This is a genomic window from Mesorhizobium sp. AR10, assembly GCF_024746795.1.
Lineage (GTDB): Bacteria > Pseudomonadota > Alphaproteobacteria > Rhizobiales > Rhizobiaceae > Mesorhizobium.
The window spans coordinates 3,075,076-3,101,289 of sequence record NZ_CP080524.1 but is presented as its reverse complement, the minus strand read 5'-3'; the positions used below and the strand labels follow the sequence as shown (position 1 = coordinate 3,101,289).

The following is a 26,214-nucleotide window of genomic DNA, read 5'->3' as shown; positions in this document are numbered from 1 at the left end:
CTCCTTCGACGCATGTTGTCCCGGCCACCATCGGCGCCGGTTTTGGGCCGGCGTTTCACTCACGCCCGAGGCTTGAGGCTGTCGCGGCCGCTGTCGAGATAGGGCGCCCAGAAATCCACCGACTCCCGGATCATTTCGATGACCTGGTGATCGACCGGTTCCCTCTCCCGGAAGGAAAGCTCAAGGCAGATTTCATTGTCGGTTCCGCCACCCGCTCGGACGGTGTCGAGCAGCTTTTCCGGGACTATGCGGCCGTCCTTGTTGTAGGCGGCCGTGAACGGCCAGTGCCCGCCCTTGTTCATCGACGACTGCTTGATGTGAATGATCGGCGATTGCAGCGGGAACGCTTTCGCCCAGGCATAGGGATCGGTGTCAGCCGGGTTGGGCGAGCTGACGTCGCCATGGTCGATGTCCACCATCATCTTCATCGGGATCGGCAGCTTCGCCGTATCGATGGCGCCCTGCAGGTCAACGCAGCTTTCGATCGTATGGCCAAACTCGCGGCCGACCGACATAGGCTCCCAGAACAGATAGGTCAGGCCCGCCGCCTTGGCGTGCTCGGCCACTTCGCCCCAGCAATCGAGCGCGATGTCGAGCAGTGCTGCCCGTCGGTGCGGATCTTCAAAATCCTTGTAGGTGAATATTGCGAACTGCGTGCCCATGCCCGAAGCGCCGAGTTCGGCCGAGATGTCGGCAAAGGTCTTGAACCAGTCGACATAGTAGCGACGGACATCCGCGTCCGGGTGGCCGAAATGGTTGAGCCGGCCATAAGGCCCGGTCATGCCCGAGGTGATCCGCACGCCTGTCCGCACCAGCGCCTTGTTGAACTGGCGAAGGAATTTGGCAATCGTCGCCGCCGGCCAGCCCGGATTGACGAATTCATGCGTCAGCTGCACGTCGCGGATGCCGATGCCATAGGCAATCGCGTCGATCAAATCGTCTGGATCGGCGAAGCGATTGACCAGCGGGTTGGTGTTTAGGGAAAGCGTGAAGGCCATCAGTTTGCCGCCGCCATGATGCTAGCGCACCAGTCTTCGAATGTTTTCCGCTCGGCCGCATTGATGTGCAACCCGTGCTTGGTGCGGCGTTCGAGAACGTCGGCAGCTGTCATCGCCCATTCGGTCTCGAACAGGAAAACCGCTTCGCGCTCGTAAAAATCCGGGCCGAAACGGCGGCCGAGATCGGCTTCGTTTTTAACCCCTTTCAGCAGAGCCCGTGTGCGCGTGCCGTAGCTGCGAGCATAGTGCTTCACCAGCGAAGGGCTGAGCCACGAAAACTCGGCATGCAGGTCACCCAGGAACTGCTCGAAGTCTGCGTTGGGCAGGTCGCCCCCCGGCAGGGGATTCTTGGCCGTCCATCCCTTCTTCATCGTAGGAAAGAAAGGCTGGATCTTTTCCAGCGCATGTTCAGACAGCTTGCGGAAGGTGGTGATCTTGCCGCCGAACACCGAAAGCAGCGGTGCGCCGCCGTTCGGCGCATCGAGTTCGAAAATATAATCGCGGGTGACCGCGCTTGGATTGTCTGCATTGTCGTCATAGAGCGGGCGCACGCCCGAGAAACTGTAGACCACATCTTGCGGCGTCAACTGTCGCTTGAAATAGCGGTTGACCACCTTGATCAGATAGTCGATTTCGCTTGGCTCGGCGGCCACTTCCTCGGGCCTGCCTTCATAGGGAATGTCGGTGGTGCCGATCAGCGCCAGGTCGTTCTCATACGGGTTGACGAAGATCACCCGCTTGTCGCTGTTCTGGATCAGATAGGCTTGTCGCCCCTCCCAGAATTTGGGCACGACGATATGGCTGCCTTTCACCAGACGAACGTTGCGGGTGGAATTCTGCCCGGCGACGCGGCTGACAATGTCATTGACCCATGGCCCTGCCGCGTTGACCAGTGCCCGCGCGTGGACTTTCGTGACCGCACCCGTGCGACCGTCCTGCATGTCGATCGACCACAGGCCGTTCTCGCGCCGGGCGGCAACACAGGCGGTGCGAGTGAACACTTTTGCGCCGCGCTGCCCGGCGTCCAGAGCATTGAGCAGCACCAGGCGCGCATCGTCGACCCAGCAGTCTGAATATTCGAAGCCGCGCTTGAATTCGTCCTTGATTGGTGCCCCTTCCGGCGCTGTCCTCAGGTTCAACGTCCTCGTTCCGGGCAGCCGTTTGCGGCCACCAAGGTGGTCGTAGAGAAACAGTCCGAGCCGCACCAGCCAAGCCGGCCTGTCTTCGGGGCTGTGCGGAAGAACGAAACGCATCGGCCAGATGATGTGCGGCGCAGCCTCGAGCAGCACCTCGCGCTCGATCAGCGCTTCGCGCACCAGCCGAAACTCGTAATATTCGAGATAGCGCAGACCGCCATGCACCAGCTTGCCGGAGCGCGAGCTGGTGCCTTGCGCCAGATCGTCCTTCTCGCACAGGACGACGGACAGCCCGCGGCCTGCCGCATCGCGCGCTATGCCGGCGCCGTTGACACCGCCACCGATCACGAAGAGATCGACTGTATCTGACGTATCGCTCAAGACTTTGCTCCTGGCCGGTGCGCCATCGACTTCCATACTGGGTGAAGCGCCTGGCGCGCCGCGACGAAGGACGGAAACAGGCCATCGTAGGTTTGAGAAAGCGCGTCGTCATAGGCATCACATTCGCCCAGAAGCGGCGTCACCCATTCGGCGCAGCAATCATCCATCGAACGATAGACGCCGAGCCCGACCGCAGCCATCATCGCCGCACCCGCGGCGCCTGCTTCCTGGCGGCTGCTGGTTCTGACTTGCGCGCGGGTCGCCGCCGCGATGATGCGGCGCAACGACGGGCTGCGCGCGGCACCGCCCGACAGGCGGATTTCACTCGGCATGCTGCCCATCGCCTGGTAGCAATCGCGCGCCGCGAAGGCCAAGCCCTCGAGAACCGCGCGCGCCAGATCGCCAAAACCATGCTTGACCGAAAGGCCGATGAAGCCTGCGCGCGCATCCGGATCGACGAACGGTCCGCGTTCTCCGGCCAGCGAGATATAGGGCTGATAGACCAGCGATCCCGGCTCCGATCCTTCGACCCAGGCATCCAGCGCCTGCAGCAATTCGTCGCGCGAAGGTTTGGCGCCGCTGGCAGTCAGCACGTCGCGCGCCAGGCTAAGCAGCCAGTCTATGTTGAGCGTCGCCGCCATGTTGGATTGCAGTTGCGCATAGGCGCCCGGAACAGGCATGGCGATCGTATAGCCGGACGCATCGTCATTAAGGACGACATCGTCGGCTGTGGCTGCGAGGCGCGTGTGTATGCCGGTGGAGCCGATGACCGTGCAGCCGACATTGCCGCTCGGATCGTAGAGGCCGGCGCCGAGCGCGGTGCTGACCATATCGACGTAGCCCAGCACCACCGGCGTGCCTTCGAGCAGGCCGGTCTCGCCTGCCGCTAATGGCGAAAGCAGGTGATGGTCGGTCGTGCCTTCGAGCATGGGCGGCAGCAGGCGGCGATGGGTTGTCAGATCCAGAATGTCGAGAACCTCGTCGGAATAGGTGCGCGAGCGGAAATCACCGAAAGTGAATGTGCCTTCAGAGGGATCTGTGGCGCGCTCACCGGTCATTTTGAAGTAGAGCCAGTCCTTGCAGTGAAAGGCAGTAGCGGCGCGCTCCAGTATTTCCGGCCTGTGCCGTTTCAGCCAGCTCAGTTGAGCCCCCTGCTGGCAGGCGTTGAGCCCGGTGCCGGTAATCTCGAACCGCCTGCGATCCCGGGCATCGCAGCGCATCTCGTCCACCAGATGTCCGGCGCGGGCGTCGAGCCAGAGCCAGGCGCGCCCGACCGGCATGCCGTCGCCATCGATCAGCCAGGTTCCGTCGCCCTGCCCGGTGATCGCCACCGCCGCAGTTCGTCGCGCCAGGTCGGGAAGTTTCGTCGCCAGTTCGCGAACCGTCTGCACCATATCGCGCCAGGTCTGCCCGAGATCCTGCTCGGCGCCGCCGCCTTCCAGGGTGACAAAGCTGTTGGTCACCGACGCCATGGCAAGCTGCCGCCCGGACAGATCGAAAGCGACCGATTTGATCACGGACGTTCCCGCGTCGATCCCGATCAGCACGTCTTTCATGCGGCAAGTTCCGGATGGTTACGAAGGCAATTCACAAGGACAAGTCTTTGTTCGTTTGAAGCCAAAAGGAGGCAGGGAGTGTCCGCAAGGACACCCCCTGTCGATGTTTCATTCCGACAGCACGAAGGGTGCGGTGTACTTGTCCACATTGTCCTTGGTGATGAGAAGGCAATCGAACAGCTGCTTCTCGCTGGTTGCACCGGTGGCGCCCGTCTTTATGAACGAGTCGGCCTGCTGCACGGCCTTGGCCGAGAAGATGGCAACCGGCTGAAGCACGGTGTACTGCAGTTCGCCCGACTTGATGGCCGCAACCGCGTCCGGGGAGCCGTCGAAGCCGCCGACCTTGATGCCGGCCAGCTTGCCTGCCTCTTTCAGCGCCGCAACCGCACCAAGCGCCATTTCATCATTGCCGCTGATCACGGCGATGATGTCGGGATTGGCCTGGAGCATGCTCTGCATCTTGTCGTGGCCTTGGGTACGATCCCAATTGGCGACCTGCGAAGCAGCCTTTTCGAGATCCGGATACTGGCTCAGCACGGTTGCGTAGCCGTTCGAGCGCGTAGCGGCGTTGTTGTCCGACGGGGCGCCGAGCAGTTCGACATACTTGCCCTTTTCACCGACCGCCTGCACCCACTGCTGGGCACCGAGGGCAGCGCCCTGGGCGTTGTTGGAGACGAGCTGCCCCTTGGCGAGGCCTTCCTGGTTGATCTCGGCATTGACGAGGAAAACCGGGATGTTGGCGGCAATCGCCTTCTTCACCGCGCCGACCGAACCGTCGGCATTGGCCGGATCGAGGATGATCGCCACCGACTTGTTGGTGATGGCGGTGTCGATCAAATTGCTTTCCGTGTTGGTATCGCCCTTGTGGGCGGCGACATTGGCCGTATAGCCGAGCTTTTCGGCCTCGGCCTTGGCGACATTGCCCTCGGTCAGCCAGTATGGGTTGGCCGGATCGTTGACGATGATCGAGATCAGGCCTTCGGCCGAGGCGGCGGCAGCAAAGCCGACGACCATCGCGGCGGCAAGCAAACTTCTAAGCATGGTTTTCATGTACATTCCTCCAATGATTTACGCGGTATTGCTGCCAGTCACTTGGCAGTCTTCCCTTGGGCAGGATTGGCCGGTTCGGCCTTCCCCCGTTTCTGAGAAGTCGGTTGGCCGTCCGTCGAAGCCAGGAGCTTGCTACGGCGGCGATACTGAACGGCATTGAGGAGCACGGCGAGCACGATGACTGCGCCCGTGAACACTGTCTGCCAGTAGGATGAGATGCCGATGATCACCAGACCATCGGACAGGAAGCCGATGACGAAGGCCCCGAGCAGGGTCCCGCGGATGTTGCCGCGGCCGCCAGTCAGTGCCGCGCCGCCGATGACGACGGCCGCGATGGCCGTCAATTCGTAGGTGGTGCCTGCGGTCGGTCCCGCCGAGGTCAGCTGCGAGGACAGGATCAGCCCGGCGATGGCGGCACAGATGCCTGAAAGCACATAGACGGAAATCTGCACCGTCTTGACCGGAACGCCGGAGAGTTCGGCCGCGCGCTCATTGCCACCCGAAGCGTAAAGCCAGCGCCCGAAAGCGGTGCGGTTCAAGACGATGCTGCCGATGAGCGCGATGACCGCCAGGACCACCACGCCGGTCGGCACGCCGAACAGGCGGTTGAAGCCAAGCGCATCGAAGCCGGTGTTACCCAGCTCCGGCTTGCCGCCGAGATTGTTGTAGGTCAGCCCGCTGGTCATCAGCAGCGCCAGGCCACGCGCCATATACATGACCCCCAGCGTGGCGACGAAGGCCGGAACCTTGAAGCGCGCGATCAGCACGCCGTTGATCAGGCCGACGACGGCCCCCAGCATGCAGGCAAGCACCGCGACCACCCAGACCGGCGGATAGACAACGACGCCCAGCCAGGTCAGCGTCACGCCCTGCATCAGGAATCCGGCGACGACGCCGGCAAGCCCGAGCGTCGATCCAACCGACAGGTCGATGCCGCCGTTGAGGATGACGAGCAGCATGCCGACGGCGAGAATCCCGAAGATGGCGACATGCGATGCCATGGTCAGGAAATTCGCTACGGAGAGGTAGTAGGGCGACAGGATCGAGAAGACGACGATGATGACGATCAGGGCAAAGAAAGCCCGGCCTTCGAGCAGCAGCTTGGCAAGGTCGAAGCCTTCGCTGCCCGCACTGGGTCTGGACTGTTTGCTGGCCTGGCTGACATCGGTCATGGTCGGACTCCGAAATTCCTGGTGATCAGGCGACCACGGCTTCGCCGGAGGCGGCCATGATCTGCTCTTTGGTGGCGTTCGAGCCGAATTCGGCTGAAATCTTGCCGCGCCGCATCACGACGACCCGGTGGGCAATGCTGAGGCACTCGTTCACCTCCGAGGTCGAGAAGACGACCGCTAGGCCTTGCGCGGCGCGCTCGCTCAGCAAGCGGAAGACCTCAGCCTTGGCGCCGACATCGATACCGCGGCTCGGCTCGTCCAGAAGGATGACCTTGGGATTTGTCGTCAGCATCTTGCCGATGACGACCTTTTGCTGGTTGCCGCCCGACAGCGATCCGATCATGGCGTTGCCGCCGGCGGTCTTGATGGTCACCTTGCGGATCGAGTCTTCGATTAGTCCTCGTTCCTTGGAGCGGGACAGAAACAGCCCCTTTGCGAAAGCTTCGATGCTGGCAAGCGACAGATTTCGGCCGACGGTCATCGTCTGAACGAGCCCGTCGCGCTGCCGGTCCTCGGGCACGAGCACCAGACCTCTTGCGATACGCTGGGCAATGGTCAGTCCCGAGACGTCCTCGCCTTCAAGCAGCGCTCGACCGCCCGCCATCGGCACGCGTCCGGCGACGGCTTCCAGCAATTCCGTGCGGCCCGCGCCCATCAGCCCATAGATGCAGACGATCTCGCCTGCCCTGACATCCAGCGACAAATGATCGACGACCGAATAGCCCGAACCCGAAGTGTCGATGACGCTGACATCCTCGATCGACAGCGCGACATTGCCGAACGCGTGGCCGGTCGGCGGCGAGCCGAGGTCGAAATTCTCGCCAACCATGTTGCGGACGATCCACTCGAGATCGATGTCCTTGGCTTCGGCCGTCGCGGTGATCGCCCCGTCGCGCAGGACGACTGCGTAATCGGTGATCTGCAGCGCCTCTTCGAGGTGATGCGATATGTAGACGATCGAGACGCCGCGGCTGGTCAGGTCGCGGATCACCTTGAACAGCACCTCCACCTCTGTCGCGCTGAGCGCGGAGGTCGGTTCGTCCATGATCAGGATGCGGGAATCGACCGACAGCGCCCGCGCGATCTCCACGATCTGCTGCTGTCCCAGGCGCAGATCCTCGACCAGGGTCAGCGGGTCGATGTCCTCTTCGAGGTCGGCCATAAGCGCGCGCGCCTGGCGCGACTCCTCGGCGAAGTCGAGACCGGTTCTGGTGCGCAGTTCGCGACCCATGAAGATGTTGTCGCGAACGCTGAGGTTCGGCGCCAGGCTCAGTTCCTGGTGGATGATCGAGATGCCGCGATCGCGCGCGTCCGAGGACGAGGAAAAGCTGACGAGATTGCCATCGAGCACGATGTCGCCGGATGTCGGCGTCACCACACCGGACAGGATCTTCATCAGCGTCGACTTGCCGGCGCCGTTCTCTCCGAACAGGGTGGTGACCTTGCCGCGATGGATATCGAAATTGACGCCCTTGAGCGCGTGAACGCCGCCATAGGACATGACGACGTTGCGCGCCGAAAGCACGGCGTCGCCAATCGCGGGTTCGGTGCCGGAAGCCGTTTTCATTTGACGTCCAGCCTCACCGGAGTGACCAGCCAGCTCTTCGGGTTGACCAGCTTGAAAGCGCCGACCACCGCTATGGTCTTGCCGGTCAAGGTGCTCGTATCGACTTTCGCCAGCACCTCTTTCTTCATCTCATTGTTCAGCGCCGAGCCGGCGTCCTGATATTCGATCTGGTTGGTGAACTGGCCGAAGGTGATCTTGCCCGTGGCGTCGCGAAGCTCGGTTCCGTTGATCGCCGGCCCGGTCTGCACGCGGACCGTCAACGTATCCGGCAAACCGTCGACAGCGAGCTTGTAGATGCCTGACTTTCCCTCACCGACGACGCCAGTAAACTTAACAGAGATGACGGGTCCGACACCTGCTGGGACGCCGTACTCCTTTTCGGCCGTCGCCCTGTCCTTGGCGATCGCCGTCGCCACCGTCACCGCATCGGCGGCGCGCGCCTCGACATCGGCCTGCACCTTGGGAAACTCCGACTTGCCGTAGTCGGCTGCGGAAAAGACAGCGTTTCGAACGTCGCCCGCGGAGCCGATCTTGACGACCTTGGTGTCGAGCGCCATGGCGCCAAGCAGAACCAGAACCGCAGCGCCGGCAAGTGCGCGGCGTAAGCCCGGCGAGGTCGGCCGGGGCGATGTGGTGGTAACCTTCGCGCTCATGATGCAATCACCAGCGAAGCGGATTTTCCGTTGTCATGCATTCGCCGATCCTCCGTTCACCAGGCGTTTCGTTGCACCGGATGCGCCGTCGAGCCGGCTCTGCTCGACGAGCCCGCGGGCAGTGCATTCGTCGGTGATCAGGCCGCTTAGATACCGGCTTTCCAGTACCGCCTTGATGGCCCGTACTTTCACCTTGCCACCGGCCACGGCCACGATCCTGCGGCCCTTCAACTGATCACGCGGAAGCGCCAGTATTCTTTCCGACAGCGCCGTTTCGACCGGGCGTCCCTTATCGTCGAAGAAATGCGCAAGCAGTTCGCCAACGCCGCCGTCGCGCTTGACCTCGTCGATTTCGGAAGGCTCGATCATGCCCGTGGCGACCAGCGACGCTTCCCGCTCGGCCGTGCCTATTCCCACGAACATCAGGTCGGACCGGCTGGCGAGTTCGAAGACATCGCTGATGCCGCGCTGGCCAAGCAGCACCTCACGGTCCTCCACGGTGTTGGCGACAAAAGGCACCGGCATGACATAGGCCTGCGCGCCGGTCCGCTCGGCCAGACGATGAATGACGTCGTGCGGATTGGCTGCGAATTTGCGCGTCACGCCGCCAAGCAGCGACACGAAACGGATGTGGGCGGCGGCCGTGCGCGTCAGATATTCGACGCTGGCAGCAAGGGTGCGGCCATGGCCGACGCCGATCAGCATCTCTTCGTCACGATCGATTTCGCGCTTCAGGAACTGGGCGCCGGCGATTCCCAGCCCCTTCAACGGCAGCTCGTCCTGATCGAGATCGGGAACCACCTCGCAATAGTCGAGCCCGTAGGCAGCGGTCAGGCGCTGCTCCAGGTCGACGCATTCGGCGACATCGCCGTCGATGAAGACCCTGACCAGGCCCTCCTGGTTGGCCTTGGTGATGAGCCGGTGTGCCTTGAGGCTGGTCAGGCCAAGCCGCTTGGCCACCTGGGCCTGTGTGAGACCTCCGGCATAGTGAAGCCAGGCCGCGCGCGTGGCGAGGCTGGACTCGTGGTCGCGGTTCGCGGTTCCGCCGGATTTCAATCCATCCCCTCCCCAGGGTGATATTATTATCTTTGTGTGCAAAAATTTTCACACCTTTGCATCGCTGTCAATCCCTCTGCGGATTGGCGCCCTGCTGGCGGATCGGCAGTCAGCACAAGCCTTATTAGAACGTCAGCATGTTAGTCGATCATATGGCGGTGTTAAATTCACGTCAATGTGTGTTATCTAATTCGGGCGATAACCTAAGTGCACACGCCATGGCAAGAAAAACATAGTTTAAGATCATGTTTTAAAACAATTATATGGAAGCGCTGAAAATCCCACTCCCACTGTGAGATGGGAAGGTTTCGCACGAAAGGGGCACGCAGGGCAACCTGGTCGGATTGCCCGAGGAAAACCATCGGCATCGGCGACGGCGCGATCAGCCCAGCCGCATCAGGTTCCTGCCCTCGAGCTCATCAACAGCGGCTTCGACTTCCTGCGCAATGCGCGCAGTGCTCCAGTCCAGCGCCCGCCCGGCGATCGCAGCAATCTCCTGCAAGTTGCGGCTTGTCAGGGACCCGCCTATCGCCAGCGTGCTGCGGCGCATGACGATATCAGTCAGATGTTCGACGAATTCGTTGCGCACGATGTAGTCGATCTCCGACTTTCCATAGCTGTCCGAGTCCGGCAGGTGGCCCTCACCATTCGACCCATGCTTGGCGATCTGCATGGCTCTGGTCCCGTAGCGCGACAGCAATTGGTCGAGGCGTCCTTCCGAGGCGCCCGTCTCCGCCCCAGCCCGGGCCAGCCAGCTTGCACGCGCTACAGCGTCGACTGGAAAGTCCTTGCCGCCGCCGATCGGCATCGATTGCGTCGTCACCTTGCGGCTGCGCTGCAGACGCTCGAGCACGGTGTTGGCGACTTCCTCGGCAAAGCCGCGGAATGTCGTCCACTTGCCACCGACCAGCGAGATAACCGCGAAGGGCCTATTGCCGTCCGGCTCGGTGATCGGCGCCGAATGATCGCGGCTGATCAACCCAGGCACCGATGCATCCGAGGCCGGCAACGGCCTGATGCCGCTATAGGCATAGACGATCTGCTCGCGCCCGAACGCCATGCCGGGCAAAAGCGTCCGCACACTCTCGAGCAGATAATCGACTTCGTCCGGTTCGCAGCGGACCTCGTCCGGATTGTCAGCCTTGATGTCGGTCGAGCCGACCAGCGCCAGGCCGAGATAGTCGTAGACCAGGCAGATGCGACCATCATCGGCCTCGAAATAAAGCATACGCCCAGCCAGGCTTCCGACCAGCTCGTCATGCTTCAGCAGGATGTGCGAGCCCTTGGTGCCGCCGATCATCTTGGACGGCGCACCAAGCAACGCGTTGACGTCGTCGATCCATGGACCAGCGGCATTGACCACCAGCTTCGGCCGCACCGAGAATGCGCCGCCATTTCCCGGTTGTCCGGTTGGTTGGAAGGTCAGCATGCCATTGGCTGACGCAACCAGCGCCGTGTAGTTCGCGCTGGCGGACGCTGCATTGGCCTGCAGCCCGTCGAGGATCAGTTCGAGCACCAGCCTTTCGGGCTGGCTGATCGTGGCATCGTAGTAGGTGCCGGTAGCGACGATCGAAGGGTTCAGCGCCGGCATCTCACTGAGCGCCTGCCGCCGCCCGACCATCCGATGGCGTGGCATGACCTGGTTTCGCGAGCCGTAGAAATCATAGATCATCAGGCCGATCTTGATCAGGATGGCGCCACGACTGCGCGGCGCGCTGGTCGAGCCGAACAGCGTTCGCAGCGCCGCCAGCATGCCCTTGCTCCAGGAGAAGATCGGGATGACAGTCGGCAGCGGGCTGACATAGTGCGGCGCGTTTTTCAAAAGCAGGTTGCGTTCGAGCGTCGACTGCGCCACCAGCCCGAACTCGCCGGTTTCGAGATATTTGAGGCCGCCATGGATGAGCCGCGACGGCGCGGCACTTGTGCCCGAGCCGAAATCGGCCTTGTCTACGATCAGGCAGCTGACGCCTTGCGCGCACAGATCGCGAAACAGGCCCGCCCCGTTGACACCGGCGCCAAGAATGACGACGTCGACCTCGCCGGTCGCAGCCATCGCGGCGAGACGCCCGGCGGGGTTTTCCACCCCTGCTCCGTCAGATGAACTCATTGTGCCGTCGTCTTGACGATGCGCAATTTTACGCCGGCTCGTTCGAGATTCTGCGCCTGCACGTCACCCAGGCCCTCGGTCGTCAGCACGGCATCGAAACTGGTCAAATCGTCGAAGACATGCAGTGCGATCCTGTCGAACTTCGCATGGTCGACCAGCAGGACGCGCTTGACCGAAGCGGCCATCATCGCCTGCTTGACCCGTACGACATTCGGATCCTGGATGAAGGACGTGGTTCCGGTGATGGCCGAAGCCGAGCAGATCAGCACATTGGCGCGCAGTTGCGCCACGGCGTTCTCGCAGACGATGCCGATATAGGCATTGTAGGTGCTGTGATACTGGCCGCCCAGACAGATGAAGTCGATGTCGTCGACATTGGTCAGCAGCGCAGCCGTCGCCACGCTGTTGGTGATGACCGTCAGCGGCTTGACGTCGAGCAGCAGCGTGGCAACGGCGTTTGCCGTAGATGAATCGTCCAGCATGACCACCTGGCCAGCTTCGACATAGTCCATCGCCGCCCGCGCCAACGCATCCTTCTCAGCCCTGTTGACCGTCACCCGGTAGCGGAAGGCGCTTTCATAGAGACCGGACGGCTGGACCGTCACCGCGCCGTGCAGCTTGCGCAACACGCCCTGCTGCGCCAGCCGGTCGATATGCCGGTGAATAGTCATGCGCGATACGCCAAAATGCTCGACCAGATCGTCGATGCGCACCTGGCCGAGCTTGATCACATATTCGGCGATCTCTTCGCGTCGTTCGTCGGCCTTGATCATGCGTTTCCCCTCGTGTCCGGCCGCGACAGTCTTTCGATCTCCGGCCATTGCGACTTCAGCTGCTCGGCGATGCGGCAATAGAGGGCAAACCGCTCGTTGAACACAGCACTGGAGGCAGGCACTGGTTGATACTGGCGCACCGTCATGCCGACCTGCCTGGCGCCTTGTTGCGGCGTTTCGAACAGGCCGACCGCAGCGCCGGCGCAAAGGGCTGCACCCAAGGCGGCGGCCTCGTCGGTCGAAGTGATGGTGACCGGGGCATTCAGCACATCGGCAAACATCTGGACGAAGGCCGGGTTGCGCGAACCGCCGCCGGTGAGGCGGATCTCGCTGACAGCAAAGCCGTCGCGCAAGGCTTCGACATGGGTGCGGTGATTGAAGACAATGCCTTCCAGAACCGCCTTCAGCATATCGCCGCGAGTGTGCCAGCCGTGAAGGCCGACAAAGCTGCCGCTGGCAATTTCGCCATAGGGAGAGCCGAACAGATAGGGATGAAACAAGATGGTCGAAGGCCTCTTCAGCGCCGCGTCGATCTCTGCTGCCAACAGCTCGTGGATGGAGCCGCCATCGGCGTCTGTCTTGTCCTGTTCCGAGCGGCAGAACGTGTCGAGAAACCAGTCGTAGTTCGCGGTCGAGGCCGGAGAGATCGCCATGTTGTTCCAGCGACCGGCGTCGATAGCGTTGCGGCAGAACCAGCGCGGGTCGACGCGCGGCTCTGACGAAACGACTTCGTTGATGGAATAGGTGCCGGCGACGATGCTGAGCGTGCTTTCCTCGTGGCCGCCCATGCCAAGTGCGGAGGCGGTTACGTCATGCAGGCCGCAGGCAACGGGCGTGCCTTTGCTAAGGCCGGTCATTTCGGCAGCCTCGGCGGTGACGTGCCCGACGATGTCGGCCGAATGCGCTACCGGCGGCAGCGCATCGAAAAGGCCGTCCAGTCCGAAGATGCGCATCGCTTCCGGCGCGAAGGCTTGCGTGCGGAAATCCGTGAATGAGGTGCTGGCCTCCGTCCGGTCGGTGCCGATCGTGCCGGTCAGGCAAAAGCGCAGCCAATCCTTGCAGGCCAGCACGTGACCGATGCGCCCATAGCGGTCGGGATCGTTCTGCTTGATCCAAGCCAGCAGCGCCGATGGCGCCGAAACATGCGGCGCCTGGCCAGTCAGCGCGAGCGCGTCGCCGAAGATGGAACCTGCAGACCATTTGTCGACAATTTCGCCCGCACGGCTGTCGAGCGACAATATGCCGGACCCCAACGGCCGGCGGTCCTTGTCGAGCAGATACACCCCGTCGCCATGCGCGGTCGCCGCCACTGCTTTGATATCGTCAGCCGACCGACAGCACAGCGCGATCGCCTCGCGGATGGCGTCGGCGGTGGCTTGCCAGAGACCTGCCATGTCGCGCTCGACCCAGCGCGCCTGCGGCATCGATTGCGGCACCCGCCGCCGCGCCACCGACAGTTGCGTGCCGTCGGCATCAAAGATCACCGCCTTGGTAACTGTCAGGCCGTTGTCGATTCCGAGCAGGCAGGGCATGGTTACTGCCCTCTCGTCGTCATGGATTTCTCGATGCAGCGGCTTCGCATGGATAACGACAACCAATGAGCAGACGGGATACAAGAATGGAATCGGCACCGTGCCGGCCGAAATGAACCATATAGGGATGTTAAATTAACGTCAATTGATGTTCAAAACACTGCGGACGCCTCTGCCGGTCGAACAGCCTCGAAACGCTGAAATGACAAAACCTACTGATTCGGTTGAATTTTTATCGATCATAAAATGTCTCACTTGGTCCGTTCATTCGCCCACATGAACGAGTTCAGTTGTGACAAAGCACCGGACCTCACCCTGCCCGACGTCCCCGGTATAACCTCGATGTGCTCGTCCGCAAACCTGCGCCGCCGCCCCATCGGACGCACAAGGGATGTTGGCGGCGAGTGCGCCTCGCTGTACGGCTTTACCGGCGTATGTTTGATCTGTCTCCGATATGGTCCGCCACAGCTTCGCACTCATTCCAGGAGGTGCTTCCATGTACAAGGGTTCTGACCTGCTCGTCGCCGCACTCGAGAATGAGGGCGTCGATCGCATCTTCGGGATTCCGGGCGAAGAAAACCTGGACGTCGTCGAATCCATTCGCAAATCGTCGATCCAGCTCATCCTGACCCGCCATGAGCAGGCGGCGGCGTTCATGGCGGCCACTTACGGAAGGCTCACCGGCAGACCCGGGGTTTGCATCACCACGCTCGGGCCCGGTGCCCTGAACCTGACGACTGGTGCGGCCTATGCGCTGCTTGGCGCGATGCCGATGATCATGATCACCGGGCAGAAGGGTATCCGGTCGTCGCGCCAGGCGCGCTTCCAGATTGTTGACATCGTCGCCGCGATGAAGCCGCTGACCAAGCTTTCACGCCAGATCATCTCGCCTAAGACGATCCCGGCCGTGGTACGCGAAGCGTTCCGCATTGCCGAGGAGGAGCGTCCGGGGCCGGTGCATCTGGAACTACCCGAAGACATCGCGGCCGAGGCATGCGAGCAACCGGTGCTGATACCGCCGCACCCGGTCGAACTCCCTCTGGCGAGCCCGTTCGCCCTCGACCGCGCTGCGCAAATGATCATGCAAGCCCAGCGTCCGCTGGCGATGCTCGGTGCCGCCGCCTCGCGGCCGCGCTCGACCTCCGATCTCGCCCAGTTCGTGCTGCGAACCGGCATCCCCTATTTCACCACGCAGATGGGCAAAGGCACGGTGCCTGGCGGAACCGAGCTTTACATGGGCACGGCGGCACTCTCCGAGCGCGACTATGTGCACGAGGCCATAGAACGAGCCGACCTCATCATCACCATCGGCCACGACACAATCGAGAAGCCGCCCTTCATCATGGGCGCCGGCGGGCCGAAGGTAATCCATGTCAGCTACCAACCCGCCAATGTCGAGCAGGTCTATTTTCCGCAGACGGAGGTTGTTGGCGACATTGGCCCTTCGCTCAGGCTGCTGGCGGATCGCGTCGAAGGCAAGATCCCCAACGCGCAAGCCCTGTTGCCGCTGCGCGAAGGCATTTTGAACCGGATTGCCGCACGCGCGACGGAAGACCTCTTCACGCCGCAGCGCCTTGTCCATGACGTGCGCGCGGTCATGCCGGCAGACGGTATTTTGGCCCTCGACAACGGCATGTACAAGATCTGGTTTGCGCGCAACTACCGCACACGTGTCGCCAACACGCTCCTGCTCGACAACGCCCTGGCGACCATGGGTGCGGGCCTGCCGTCAGCGATGACGGCCGCCATGCTGTACCCCGAGCGCCGCGTCATGGCCGTCTGCGGCGACGGCGGCTTCATGATGAACAGCCAGGGGCTGGAAACCGCCGTCAGGCTCGGGCTCAACCTGGTCGTCCTGATCATCGAGGACAACGCCTTCGGCATGATCCGCTGGAAGCAGGCGGTCGACCAGTTTCCCGATTTCGGCATGACCTTCGGCAACCCTGACTTCGTCAAGTACGCCGAGGCCTATGGCGCCAAGGGAACGAGGGTCGACGCCATCGGTGAACTCCGATCCTCTCTGGAGAAGGCATTCGCTGGCGGCGGCGTCCATCTTGTCGTCGTCCCCATCGACTATTCGGAAAACAAGCGCGTCCTTGTCGATGAACTGAGCATGCGACTGCCGGCGGCACGGGAGACATGATGTCGCGACGCACAAGAACGGATTTCGTCCGCGCCCGGATCTGACCCTCCTCGCCAGCGCCATTCGGACGCGACGCATGGATGGTTGCAGCGAAAACCGGCCAGATCGCGATAAAAGCGCAACGGACACGCCGAACCGTTGCCGCGGAACGGTCGCGAGGCACATCGCCCACTTGCGGCCTACTCCGCCCTCTGATTCCCTGTGTCACACTGGGTTGTCCTGATTCGCACCGCCACCGTTCAAGGTTTTCGTGCGGTATCGGAACAAGCCTCCACCGACCACTGCGCTGGCGCATTCCAGGGAGAAACGGCAATGAACACCGCGACGAGGCCGGAAATCTCAGAAATGCGGCCGAAGATAACGGTCGTCGGGATCGGTGGCGGTGGCGGCAATGCCGTCAACAACATGATCGCCGAGGGCCTGCAGGGCGCGGAATTCATCGTCGCCAACACCGATGCCCAGGCACTCACCATGTCGAAGGCCTCGCGGCTGATCCAGTTGGGAGCTCACATCACGGAAGGTCTGGGCGCCGGCTCCCTGCCCGAGGTCGGCCGCGCCGCAGCCGTGGAATCGATCGACGAGATCATGGACCATCTGGCGGGAACGCATATGTGTTTCGTGACCGCCGGCATGGGGGGCGGAACCGGAACGGGTGCTGCGCCTGTTATCGCGCAGGCCGCGCGGGCAGCGGGAATTCTGACGGTGGCTGTAGTCACCAAGCCATTCACCTTCGAGGGAAAACGCCGGATGCAATCGGCCGAAGAGGGCATCGAGCGACTTCGCGAATGCGCCGATACGGTAATCGTCATCCCGAACCAGAACCTGTTCAGGATCGCCGATGCCAAGACGACATTCGCGGACGCGTTCGTCATGGCGGACCGCGTCCTCTATTCGGGCGTCGGCTGCATCACCGATCTCATCGTCAAGGAAGGGCTGATCAATCTCGACTTCGCCGATGTGAAGTCGGTGATGCGCGACATGGGCCGCGCGATGATGGGAACCGGCGAAGCCACTGGCGATGGTCGCGCCAAGAGGGCTGCCGAAGCAGCAATCGCAAACCCGCTTCTCGACGAAGCGTCCATGATTGGTGCCAAGGGCGTCCTGGTCTCGATCTCGGGCGGTATGGATATGACATTGTTCGAAGTCGACGAGGCCGCCACCCGCATACGCGAGGAGGTCGATGCCGATGCGGACATCATCGTCGGCGCCATATTTGACCGGGCACTGGCCGGAAAATTCAGGGTGTCTGTGGTTGCGACGGGATTGCGGCGGGGACTTGAGATACCGCTGCTGGCGGGATCAGAAATGCGCGTGAATTGAGCGACGCCCTCGTTGGATATTTCGGCAAAACTCCGCATGTGATTGGAACGTCATCGATAGGCTGCCGGCCTAGCGGTGGTTCCCCACGCTGGCATACATGCCGGTGGTGCGGAATTGCGTCGGGTTGATGCCGTACAGACGGCGGAAGACTTTCGAAAAATAATTGGCATCTTCGAAGCCGCACATGATGGCCACCTCCTTCACCGGCAGGAAGTCGGCTTTGGTCAACAATTTCGCCGCTCGCTGCAGTCGCTGCTGCAACACGTATTCGGCTGGCGGAATACCTTCGCTCTCGGAGAAGCAGCGCGAGAAATGCGCGCGGCTCAGTCCGCTGATCTCGGCGAGGTCTTCAACGCGTAGCGGCCTGTCGAGATTGGCCTTGATATGGTCGACCACCGGCTGCATGGGGCTCTTCTCGTCGGCGAAGGTATGCGAGCCAAAGACATCGTCGTAGAGCGCCATGGCCGCTTCGTAGGCCACGGCCGAAGCAGCTCCAGGCGAGACCGCGCCCTTGACGAGGCGCACGCTGCAGTCTGCAAGATGATCGATCGTCGATGGCTGCAACCGCATCACCGGACCCACGGCAGTGAGGATCGACTTGTGGATGCGCAGCGCTTCCTCGCCGTTCATCGATATCCAGAAATATTCCCAGCGTTCCCCCTTGGCCAGCCAATAGCGATGGTTGTGCGGCACCAGCACCAGCAACGTATCGCCCTTTTGCAAATGGTAATTGCGGTTCTCGTAGCGCAGTCGGCCACTGCCGCTGATCGTATGCTGGAGCACGGTAAACGGCGTCTGACCACGCTTGCGCCCGTCCCAATCGTATATCTCGTTCTCGCGCACTTCGTAGCCCGCGCTCGTCGGCATGGTGTGCAGGCGCTGGCGGCCGCGCGGCAGTGAGACCGCCCTGGTCGATGGCCCGGTGTCGATTAACTCCTGCAGCACAAAATTACCCCTGAAAGCACAATCCTTCTCTGTTCGCTTTCGCGAATAGGCGCATAATCCCTCCCGAAAGCATAAGAAGCCGCGGTCGAGGAGCGGTCAGGAGGAGACGCCGGATTCCAATTTGTCGTGGCTGCGTGCCGCGGCATGTGGATCAAATTTCCTTTTGTCGCCCTTACCTAACATTTCGACAGGATCGAGGTGAAGTGATGAGTTTCAAAATCGCCATCATCGGCGCGGGAAGCGTCGGCTTCACCAAGAAGCTGTTTACCGACATTCTGTGCGTTCCTGAATTCAGGGATGTCGAATTCGCGCTGACCGACCTTAGCGAACACAATCTCGGGATGATCAAGACGATCCTCGACAAGATCGTCGAATTCAACAAATTACCGACCAAAGTCACGGCGACAACCGATCGCCGCATTGCCCTCGAGGGGGCTCGCTACGTCATCAGCTGCGTTCGCGTCGGCGGCCTCGAAGCCTATGCCGACGACATCCGAATCCCCTTGAAATATGGCATCGACCAGTGTGTCGGCGATACGATCTGCGCCGGTGGCATTCTCTACGGCCAGCGCAACATCCCGGTCATCCTCGACTTCTGCAAGGACATCCGCGAACTTGCGGAGCCCGGCGTGAAATTCCTCAACTACGCCAACCCGATGGCGATGAACACCTGGGCGGCGATCGAATATGGCAAGGTCGATACCGTTGGCCTTTGCCACGGCGTCCAGCACGGCGCCGAGCAGATCGCCGAAGTGCTCGGCGCCAAATCGCATAGCGAACTCGACTATGTCTGCTCCGGTATCAACCATCAGACGTGGTTCATCGATCTGCGTCTCAACGGCCGCAAGATCGGCAAGGACGAGTTGATTGCGGCTTTCGAAGCGCACCCGGTTTTTTCGCGGCAGGAAAAACTGCGCATCGACGTCCTGAAGCGCTTCGGCGTCTACTCGACCGAAAGCAACGGCCACCTTTCCGAATATCTGCCCTGGTACCGCAAGCGGCCAGACGAAATCACCCGCTGGATCGACATGTCGGACTGGATCCACGGCGAAACCGGCGGCTACCTTCGCCACTCGACCGAAACGCGCAACTGGTTCGAGACGGAATTTCCGCAGTTTCTCGACTCTGCCGCGAGACCGATCGATCCTTCCAAGCGCTCCAACGAGCATGCCAGCCACATTCTGGAAGCGCTGGAGACGAACCGCACATATCGCGGCCATTTCAACGTCAAGAACAATGGCGTCATCACCAACCTGCCGCAGGACGCGATCATCGAGTCGCCGGGCTTCGTCGATCGCTTCGGCATCAACATGGCCTCTGATATCACGTTGCCGGAAGCCTGCGCCGCTACCTGCATTTCTTCGATCAACGTTCAGCGCATGTCCGTTCATGCGGCCATCAGCGGCGATATCGACCTGCTGAAGCTCGCGGTCCTGCACGACCCGCTGGTCGGCGCCGTCTCGACGCCGGAAGAGGTTTGGCAAATGGTCGACGAGATGGTCGTCGCCCAGGCCAACTGGCTGCCGCAATACGCCCATGCAATTCCGGCTGCGAAGGAGCGGCTTTCGAAATCCAGGATCCAGACCCGCGAATGGGCAGGTGCTGCGCGGCGCAACGTCCGCTCGATCGAGGAACTGCGCGCCGAAAAAGCGGCCCTCAAGCAGGCCGTCTGAGTGTCAGACAGGACGGTTTGCGACGGATTTTCGGGGGGATCACCGCGCGCACGGTCAGCACATATCGAGGAGAAATGGAGCGGCGTAAGCGCGCTCTGGAACAATAGGGAGGAGAAACGATGACGAATTTCCGCAACATCGGCATTCTTGCAGGGCTGGCGCTGAGCGTGTCCGCTTCGGCGTTGAATGCATACGCATCCGAACCGACGGTGCCGCCAGTGCCGGCGCAGTTTCCCGCCGAGGGCAAGATCAAGTATGTGGCGCGTGACTCCATCCTGGAGTTCAAGGCGCTTCCCGAATACCATGAGCCCGATTGGGTCACCGAGAAATACGTCAAGACCGGTGCGTTGCCGCCGGTCTTGGATCGGCTGCCGAAAGAGCCGCTGGTCTTCAAGACCGGCAACATGGCGGACGGCATCGGCGTCTATGGCGATACGATGCGCCATGTCATCGGCGGCCGGCCGGAAGGCTGGAACTATGGTGCCGGCCAGACGCAAGGCTGGGGCGGCATCGATATCGGCCTTTCCGAATGCCTGACGCGCACCGCACCACTGTTCCAGGTCGAGGCCAAGGACACCGAGCCGCTGCCGAACCTTGCCAAGAGCTGGGACTGGTCGGCGGACGGCCACACGCTGACGATGCACCTGGTCGAAGGCGCCAAATGGTCAGACGGCGTTCCGTTCAATGCCGACGACGTCATGTTCTACTGGGATGACGAGGTCGTCGACCGGAACGTGTCGCCGCTCAACGGTGCCACCCAGGAAACCTTCGGCGTCGGCACGACGCTGAAGAAAATCGACGACTACACCGTCGAGTGGACTTTCAAGGAAGCCTTCCCGAAGCAATATCTCTATGCCATGGCTTACGGCACCTTTTGCCCCGGCCCCGCGCATATTTTGAAGCCGCAACACCCGAAATATTCGAAGAACACCTACGAGCAGTTCAAGAACGCCTTCCCGCCGGGATATATGAACATGCCGGTGATGGGCGCCTGGGTGCCGGTCGAATACCGGCCGGACGATATCGTCGTCATGCGGCGCAATCCCTACTACTGGAAGGTCGACGAGAAGGGCAATCAGCTGCCTTACCTCAACGAGCTGCACTACAAGCTCTCGACCTGGGCGGACCGCGACGTCCAGGCCGTGGCGGGCGCCGCCGACTTCTCGAACCTCGAGCAGCCCGAAAACTTTGTCGCCTCGCTAAAGCGTGCGGCGGAAAAGGACGCGCCGGCCCGTCTCGCCTTCGGCCCGCGCCTGATCGGCTACAATCTGCGCATGAACTTCTCCGCCAATGGCTGGGGCAATCCGGACGAACGCGGGCAAGCGATCCGCGAGCTGAATCGCAACGAGGATTTCCGCAAGGCCGTCACCATGGCACTCGACCGCAAGGCGCTCGGTGACTCGCTGGTCAAGGGTCCGTTCACCGCGATCTATCCGGGCGGTCTCTCTTCTGGCACAAGCTTCTATGACCGGGATTCGACCGTCTACTACCCATTCGATCTTGCAGGCGCCAAGGCGGAACTCGCCAAGGCAGGTCTGAAGGATACGGACGGAGATGGCTTCGTGAACTTCCCGGCTGGCACCGCGGGCGGCAAGAATGTCGAGATCGTGATGCTGGTCAACAACGACTACACCACCGACAAGAGTCTCGCCGAAGGTGTCGTCGGCCAGATGGAAAAGCTTGGCCTGCGCATTGTCCTCAACGGGCTCGACGGCACCCAGCGCGACGCCTCACAATATTCCGGCCGCTTCGACTGGCTGGTACGGCGTAACGACCAGGAGCTCACCTCTGTCGTGCAGAACACCGAGCAGTTGGCTCCTGTCGGCCCGAAGACCAGCTGGAACCACCGCGCGCCGGAAAGCGGCGAGGTCGACCTGATGCCGTTCGAGAAGGATCTCGTCGACATCGTCAACAAGTTCGTCGCCACGCAGGACAATGACGAACGCGCCAGCCTGATGAAGCAGTTCCAGAAAATCTCGACGGAACACGTCTACAATGTCGGCCTGACGGAATATCCGGGCGCGCTGATCATCAACAAGCGCTTCTCGAACATCCCGCAGGGTACGCCGATCTTCATGTTCAACTGGGCCGAAGACTCGATCATCCGGGAACGCGTCTTCGTCGCGGCGGACAAACAGGGCAAGTATGAGCTGTTCCCTGAGCAACTCCCCGGCAAGCCCGGAGACAAGGGGCCGATGAATTAAGGTTTCCTCCCAGACGAAGCGACCTTCCGGCCGCGCCGCGGGCGCGGCCGGAAAAAAGAAACGCCGGCTGCGCCCACGAGGAGCAACTGCTGCAAAAGAGAAGCGAACCGTCCGATGCTACGTTTCCTGCTCGTGCGCATAGCCTCAGCCATACCAGTGCTGGTCATCCTGAGCGCGGTCACTTTCGCCATCATCCAGGCACCACCGGGCGACTATGCCGACTACATTCGCTCCCAGCTCATCAATCAGGGCGGAGCCTCCTTCGCCGAGGCCGATGCGCAGGCGCAGGCCTACCGGATCGAGCACGGGCTCGATAAACCGATGCTGGTTCAGTATTTCAACTGGATCGGCGGCATCGTCACCCGCGGCGATTTCGGCTACAGCCTCTACTACAACAAGCCGGTCGCCGATGTGGTCGGCGAACGCTTGCCGCGCACGTTGCTTCTGGCCCTGGTCTGCCATCTCCTCGCCTCCGTGCTCGGCATCGGCTTCGGCATATGGGCGGCGACCAGGCAATATAGCTGGGTCGACAGCGTGCTTTCGACCGTCGCCTTCCTCGGCATGACGGTGCCACGCTTCCTGATGGCGCTGATCATCGTCTATCTTCTGGTCTTCAAGTTCAACGTGTCCGAGATCGGCAGCTTCTTCTCGCCGCAATATGGCGGAGCGCCATGGTCGTGGGCCAAGTTCGTCGATCTCGTCAAACATGTATGGCCGGTCGTTGCGATCGCAACTTTTGGCGGGCTTGCCTACAACATGCGCGTCATGCGCGGCAATCTGCTCGATACGCTGAATGCCCAGTATGTCGAGACGGCCCGCGCCAAGGGGCTGAGCGGCAGTGCAGTGGTGATGCGCCATGCCGTGCCGAATGCGTTGCATCCGCTCGTCATGTATCAGGGCGTGGTGCTGCCCTACATGCTGACCGGCGAGATCGAAACAGCGATCATCTTTGCGTTGCCGACAGTCGGGCCGGCAATCGTCGGCTCGATGGCGGTCGGCGATGTCTACGTCACCGCGACCTTCATGATGGTGCTGTCGGCGACGCTGATCGTAGGCAACATCATCGCCGACATGCTGCTGGTCCTGCTCGACCCCCGCGTCCGCCAGTATGCGGGGGCTTGAGGATGCTTGCTATCGATCCGTCCCTGCCGCCCCCTCTTGAAGAACCCGTCACGAACAGAAGGCCGCATGGCAACGAGAGCTATATGGCGCTCGTCTGGCGTCGCCTGAAGCGGTCCTGGACCGGCATGGCCGGGTTGATCCTGGTCGTGTTTCTGGTGCTGATGGCAGTGTTTGCCGATTTCTTCGCCCCCATGGATCCCAAGGTGACCGATGTCGGTTTCGCCCCGCCGCAAATGATGAGCTTCCACGACAGGGACGGCAATTTCGTCTTCCAGCCGCGCGTCTATGCGCTAGCGGATTCGGAGGAACTTGACCCCGTGACTTTCCAGCCGGTCGTCGGACCGGACTATGACCATCCGCGCCTGCTCGGTTTCTTCGTCAAGGGCGGGGACTACAGGCTCCTTGGCCTGATCCCGGCGAACAGGCACTTCTTCGGCTCGACCGACGGTCAGCCGGTGCATTTCCTCGGCACCGACAAATTCGGCCGCGATGTGCTGGCCCGCGCCATCTATGGTTCGCGCATATCCTTGATGATCGCACTGACGGTGGTCTTCATTGTCACCGTGATCGGCACGACCGTCGGCATGGTCTCGGGCTATTTCGGCGGTACGTTCGATGTCTGGGTACAGCGCTTCGTCGAACTCGTGCTCGCTTTTCCGCAATTGCCGCTCTACCTGGCGCTGACATCGCTGGTCCCGGTGACGGCACCGACCAACGTCTTCCTTGCCTTTGTGATTATCGTCATGTCGGCGCTCGGCTGGGCGCAGATGTCGCGCGAAGTCCGCGGCAAGACGCTGGCGCTTGCTCGGATCGACTATGTCCGGGCCGCGATTGCGGTCGGCGCCACCGATCGTCGCATCATCATGCAACACATTTTCCCCAACGTGATGAGCCACGTCATCGTTGCCGTCACATTGGCGATCCCGAGTGTCGTCCTGCTCGAGTCGTTCCTGGGTTTTCTCGGTTTTGCGGTGAAGCCGCCGCTGATCTCGTGGGGTCTCATGCTGCAGGACACTGCGACCTACTCGGTCATCGGCACCTATCCCTGGATCCTCGCACCCGTCGGTTTCGTGCTTGTCACCGTCTTCGCGTTCAACGCGCTTGGCGATGGTCTGCGCGATGCCGTCGATCCCTATTGAGGTGATGTGATGGCTGTCGCACTCGTCAACGCCTTCGCCCCGCCTGTACGGTTCGACCACGACGGACGTTCGGAAAACCCGGTCATCGACGCCCGCAACATCGCGGTCGATTTCAAGGTCGAGCACGGCACCGTCGAAGCCGTGAAGGATATCTCCTTCCAGCTCTATCGCGGCGAGACGATCGCCATCGTCGGCGAATCCGGATCGGGCAAGTCGGTGACGGCGCGCACCGTCATGGGGCTGCTGTCCAAGCGCGCCGTCATCTCGGCGAAATCGACTGTCGAATATGATGGCGCCAACATCCTGAAGTTCTCGGAACGAGACCGGCGCAAACTGCGCGGCGACCGCATTTCGATGATCTTCCAGGAGCCGATGAGCTCGCTCAACCCGATCTACACGATCGGCAGCCAGATCGTCGAGGCGATCCGGGTGCATCGGAAGGTGAGCCGCAGGCAGGCCGAGGCGCGAGCGCTCGAACTTCTGCAACAGGTACAGATACCGGACCCTTCCGCGCGGCTTCGGCAATATCCGCACCAGCTTTCCGGAGGCCAGCGCCAGCGCGTGATGATCGCCATGGCGCTCGCCAACGATCCCGACGTGCTGATCGCCGACGAGCCGACGACGGCACTCGACGTCACCGTTCAGGCGCAGATCCTCAACCTCATTCGCAACCTGCAGAAACAACTGCGGATGGCGGTGATCCTGATCACCCACGACCTGACGGTGGTGCGGCAATTCTCCGACTATGTCTATGTCATGCAGCATGGCGCAATGTGCGAGCACAATGTGACGGAAAGGCTTTTCGCCAATCCGCAGCATCCCTATACGCAGCACCTGCTTGCCTCAGAGCCGCGGGGCGAGGCCAATCCGTTGCCCGAAGGCGCCGACATCATCCTTGATGCCAGGCGCGTGCGCGTTTCCTTCATGCTGCGGCATGGCACCTTCCTGAAACCGGATTTGCGTGAACTCGTCGCCGTAGACAGCCTCGACCTGAGTCTTCGCCGCCACGAGACACTGGGCCTCGTCGGCGAATCCGGATCGGGCAAGACGACCTTCGGCGAGGCGTTGCTCAGGCTCAACAACATGGGCAGTGGCGAGATCTATTTCGACGGCCAGCCGATCCATGGCCGTTCGCGGGGTGAGATGCGGCCGCTGCGGTCGCGCATGCAGGTAGTCTTCCAGGATCCGTTTTCGTCGCTCAACCCGCGCATGACGATCGGCCAGACCATCGAGGAAGGGCTGATCGTCAACAGGATCGGCGCGACGAAGAACGATCGTATCGACCGGGTGCGTGACGCGCTGACCAGCGCCGGTATGCCGGGCAACATCCTCTCGCGCTTCCCGCATGAGTTTTCCGGCGGCCAGCGCCAGCGCATCGCCATCGCCCGAGCCATTGCTCTGGAACCCGAGTTCATCGTGCTCGATGAGCCGACGTCGGCGCTGGATCTTTCGGTCCAGGCGCAAATCATCGAACTGCTGCGCAAGCTGCAGCGCGAACGAGGCCTCAGCTACCTCTTCATCTCGCACGATCTCAAGGTCGTTCGCGCCCTATGCCACCGCGTGATCGTCATGCAGCACGGCAAGATCGTCGAAGAGGGGCCGGTCAACGAAGTTCTCTCCAATCCCAAAACCGCCTACACGCAGCGGCTCGTCAAAGCCGCTTTCGAGGTAGCCTGATTGCATATGC

General features: G+C 61.8%; 19 protein-coding genes. 7 read left to right on the top strand and 12 right to left on the bottom strand.

The annotated features are described in order from the left end of the window. Positions 1-59 precede the first annotated feature (59 nt). The 11 genes from LHFGNBLO_RS18505 to LHFGNBLO_RS18455 all read right to left on the bottom strand — a co-directional run bounded on the left by LHFGNBLO_RS18505 (position 60) and on the right by LHFGNBLO_RS18455 (position 13,981). Positions 60-998, bottom strand: a complete 939-nt coding sequence (locus tag LHFGNBLO_RS18505) for a sugar phosphate isomerase/epimerase family protein (RefSeq protein WP_258600597.1) — start codon at positions 996-998, stop codon at positions 60-62. Continuing rightward, positions 998-2,551 carry a glycerol-3-phosphate dehydrogenase gene (locus LHFGNBLO_RS18500; RefSeq protein ID WP_258600596.1) on the bottom strand — a complete coding sequence of 518 codons (1,554 nt, stop codon included), beginning with the start codon at positions 2,549-2,551 and terminating at the stop codon, positions 998-1,000. Before LHFGNBLO_RS18500 ends, LHFGNBLO_RS18505 begins: the two co-directional genes overlap by 1 nt. After that, the gene (locus tag LHFGNBLO_RS18495) at positions 2,512-4,071 is read right to left on the bottom strand and encodes an FGGY-family carbohydrate kinase (RefSeq protein WP_258600595.1); all 1,560 of its coding nucleotides are present in this window, start codon (positions 4,069-4,071) and stop codon (positions 2,512-2,514) included. Before LHFGNBLO_RS18495 ends, LHFGNBLO_RS18500 begins: the two co-directional genes overlap by 40 nt. Before the next feature lie 108 nt (positions 4,072-4,179). Continuing rightward, positions 4,180-5,121: a D-ribose ABC transporter substrate-binding protein gene (locus LHFGNBLO_RS18490; RefSeq protein WP_413774634.1), complete on the bottom strand. Its 942-nt coding sequence runs from the start codon at positions 5,119-5,121 to the stop codon at positions 4,180-4,182. A gap of 38 nt (positions 5,122-5,159) precedes the next feature. After that, on the bottom strand, positions 5,160-6,293 hold the full coding sequence (locus LHFGNBLO_RS18485; RefSeq protein ID WP_258600591.1) for an ABC transporter permease: 1,134 nt from the start codon (positions 6,291-6,293) through the stop codon (positions 5,160-5,162). A gap of 25 nt (positions 6,294-6,318) precedes the next feature. Then, positions 6,319-7,860: a sugar ABC transporter ATP-binding protein gene (locus tag LHFGNBLO_RS18480; protein ID WP_258600590.1), complete on the bottom strand. Its 1,542-nt coding sequence runs from the start codon at positions 7,858-7,860 to the stop codon at positions 6,319-6,321. Continuing rightward, positions 7,857-8,513 carry a DUF2291 family protein gene (locus LHFGNBLO_RS18475; protein WP_258600589.1) on the bottom strand — a complete coding sequence of 219 codons (657 nt, stop codon included), beginning with the start codon at positions 8,511-8,513 and terminating at the stop codon, positions 7,857-7,859. The genes LHFGNBLO_RS18480 and LHFGNBLO_RS18475 overlap by 4 nt, the downstream gene beginning before the upstream one ends. Before the next feature lie 33 nt (positions 8,514-8,546). Then, positions 8,547-9,569 (bottom strand): sugar-binding transcriptional regulator, encoded by a 1,023-nt coding sequence (locus tag LHFGNBLO_RS18470; RefSeq protein WP_258600587.1) that lies wholly within the window; start codon positions 9,567-9,569, stop codon positions 8,547-8,549. Positions 9,570-9,951: 382 nt separating this feature from the next. Then, positions 9,952-11,676 carry a glycerol-3-phosphate dehydrogenase/oxidase gene (locus tag LHFGNBLO_RS18465; protein WP_413774633.1) on the bottom strand — a complete coding sequence of 575 codons (1,725 nt, stop codon included), beginning with the start codon at positions 11,674-11,676 and terminating at the stop codon, positions 9,952-9,954. Further along, positions 11,673-12,449, bottom strand: coding sequence for a DeoR/GlpR family DNA-binding transcription regulator (locus LHFGNBLO_RS18460; protein WP_258600586.1), 777 nt, complete (start codon positions 12,447-12,449; stop codon positions 11,673-11,675). Before LHFGNBLO_RS18460 ends, LHFGNBLO_RS18465 begins: the two co-directional genes overlap by 4 nt. Continuing rightward, positions 12,446-13,981: an FGGY-family carbohydrate kinase gene (locus LHFGNBLO_RS18455; RefSeq protein ID WP_258600585.1), complete on the bottom strand. Its 1,536-nt coding sequence runs from the start codon at positions 13,979-13,981 to the stop codon at positions 12,446-12,448. Before LHFGNBLO_RS18455 ends, LHFGNBLO_RS18460 begins: the two co-directional genes overlap by 4 nt. A gap of 496 nt (positions 13,982-14,477) precedes the next feature. Here LHFGNBLO_RS18455 and LHFGNBLO_RS18450 point away from each other — a divergent pair, with 496 nt between their 5' ends. Next, positions 14,478-16,124: an acetolactate synthase large subunit gene (locus LHFGNBLO_RS18450; protein ID WP_258600584.1), complete on the top strand. Its 1,647-nt coding sequence runs from the start codon at positions 14,478-14,480 to the stop codon at positions 16,122-16,124. 312 nt (positions 16,125-16,436) lie between these two features. Next, the gene (ftsZ, locus tag LHFGNBLO_RS18445) at positions 16,437-17,444 is read left to right on the top strand and encodes a cell division protein FtsZ (RefSeq protein WP_258600583.1); all 1,008 of its coding nucleotides are present in this window, start codon (positions 16,437-16,439) and stop codon (positions 17,442-17,444) included. A 69-nt stretch (positions 17,445-17,513) separates the two neighbouring features. Here the strand turns inward: ftsZ and LHFGNBLO_RS18440 are convergent, their stop codons facing one another. Further along, positions 17,514-18,389 carry an AraC family transcriptional regulator gene (locus LHFGNBLO_RS18440; protein WP_258600582.1) on the bottom strand — a complete coding sequence of 292 codons (876 nt, stop codon included), beginning with the start codon at positions 18,387-18,389 and terminating at the stop codon, positions 17,514-17,516. Positions 18,390-18,595: 206 nt separating this feature from the next. On the opposite strand from LHFGNBLO_RS18440, the gene LHFGNBLO_RS18435 reads away from it, so the two are divergent. The 5 genes from LHFGNBLO_RS18435 (at position 18,596) to LHFGNBLO_RS18415 (ending at position 26,204) form a co-directional block, all read left to right on the top strand. Next, complete coding sequence (locus LHFGNBLO_RS18435; RefSeq protein WP_258600581.1) at positions 18,596-20,062, top strand: alpha-glucosidase/alpha-galactosidase; 1,467 nt, start codon at positions 18,596-18,598, stop codon at positions 20,060-20,062. Between the two features lie 119 nt (positions 20,063-20,181). After that, positions 20,182-22,266 (top strand): ABC transporter substrate-binding protein, encoded by a 2,085-nt coding sequence (locus LHFGNBLO_RS18430; protein WP_258600580.1) that lies wholly within the window; start codon positions 20,182-20,184, stop codon positions 22,264-22,266. A 114-nt stretch (positions 22,267-22,380) separates the two neighbouring features. Further along, complete coding sequence (locus LHFGNBLO_RS18425) at positions 22,381-23,388, top strand: ABC transporter permease (RefSeq protein ID WP_258600576.1); 1,008 nt, start codon at positions 22,381-22,383, stop codon at positions 23,386-23,388. Positions 23,389-23,390: 2 nt separating this feature from the next. Then, positions 23,391-24,527, top strand: coding sequence for an ABC transporter permease (locus tag LHFGNBLO_RS18420; RefSeq protein WP_258600575.1), 1,137 nt, complete (start codon positions 23,391-23,393; stop codon positions 24,525-24,527). A gap of 9 nt (positions 24,528-24,536) precedes the next feature. Beyond that, complete coding sequence (locus tag LHFGNBLO_RS18415) at positions 24,537-26,204, top strand: ABC transporter ATP-binding protein (RefSeq protein ID WP_258600573.1); 1,668 nt, start codon at positions 24,537-24,539, stop codon at positions 26,202-26,204. Positions 26,205-26,214 lie beyond the last annotated feature (10 nt).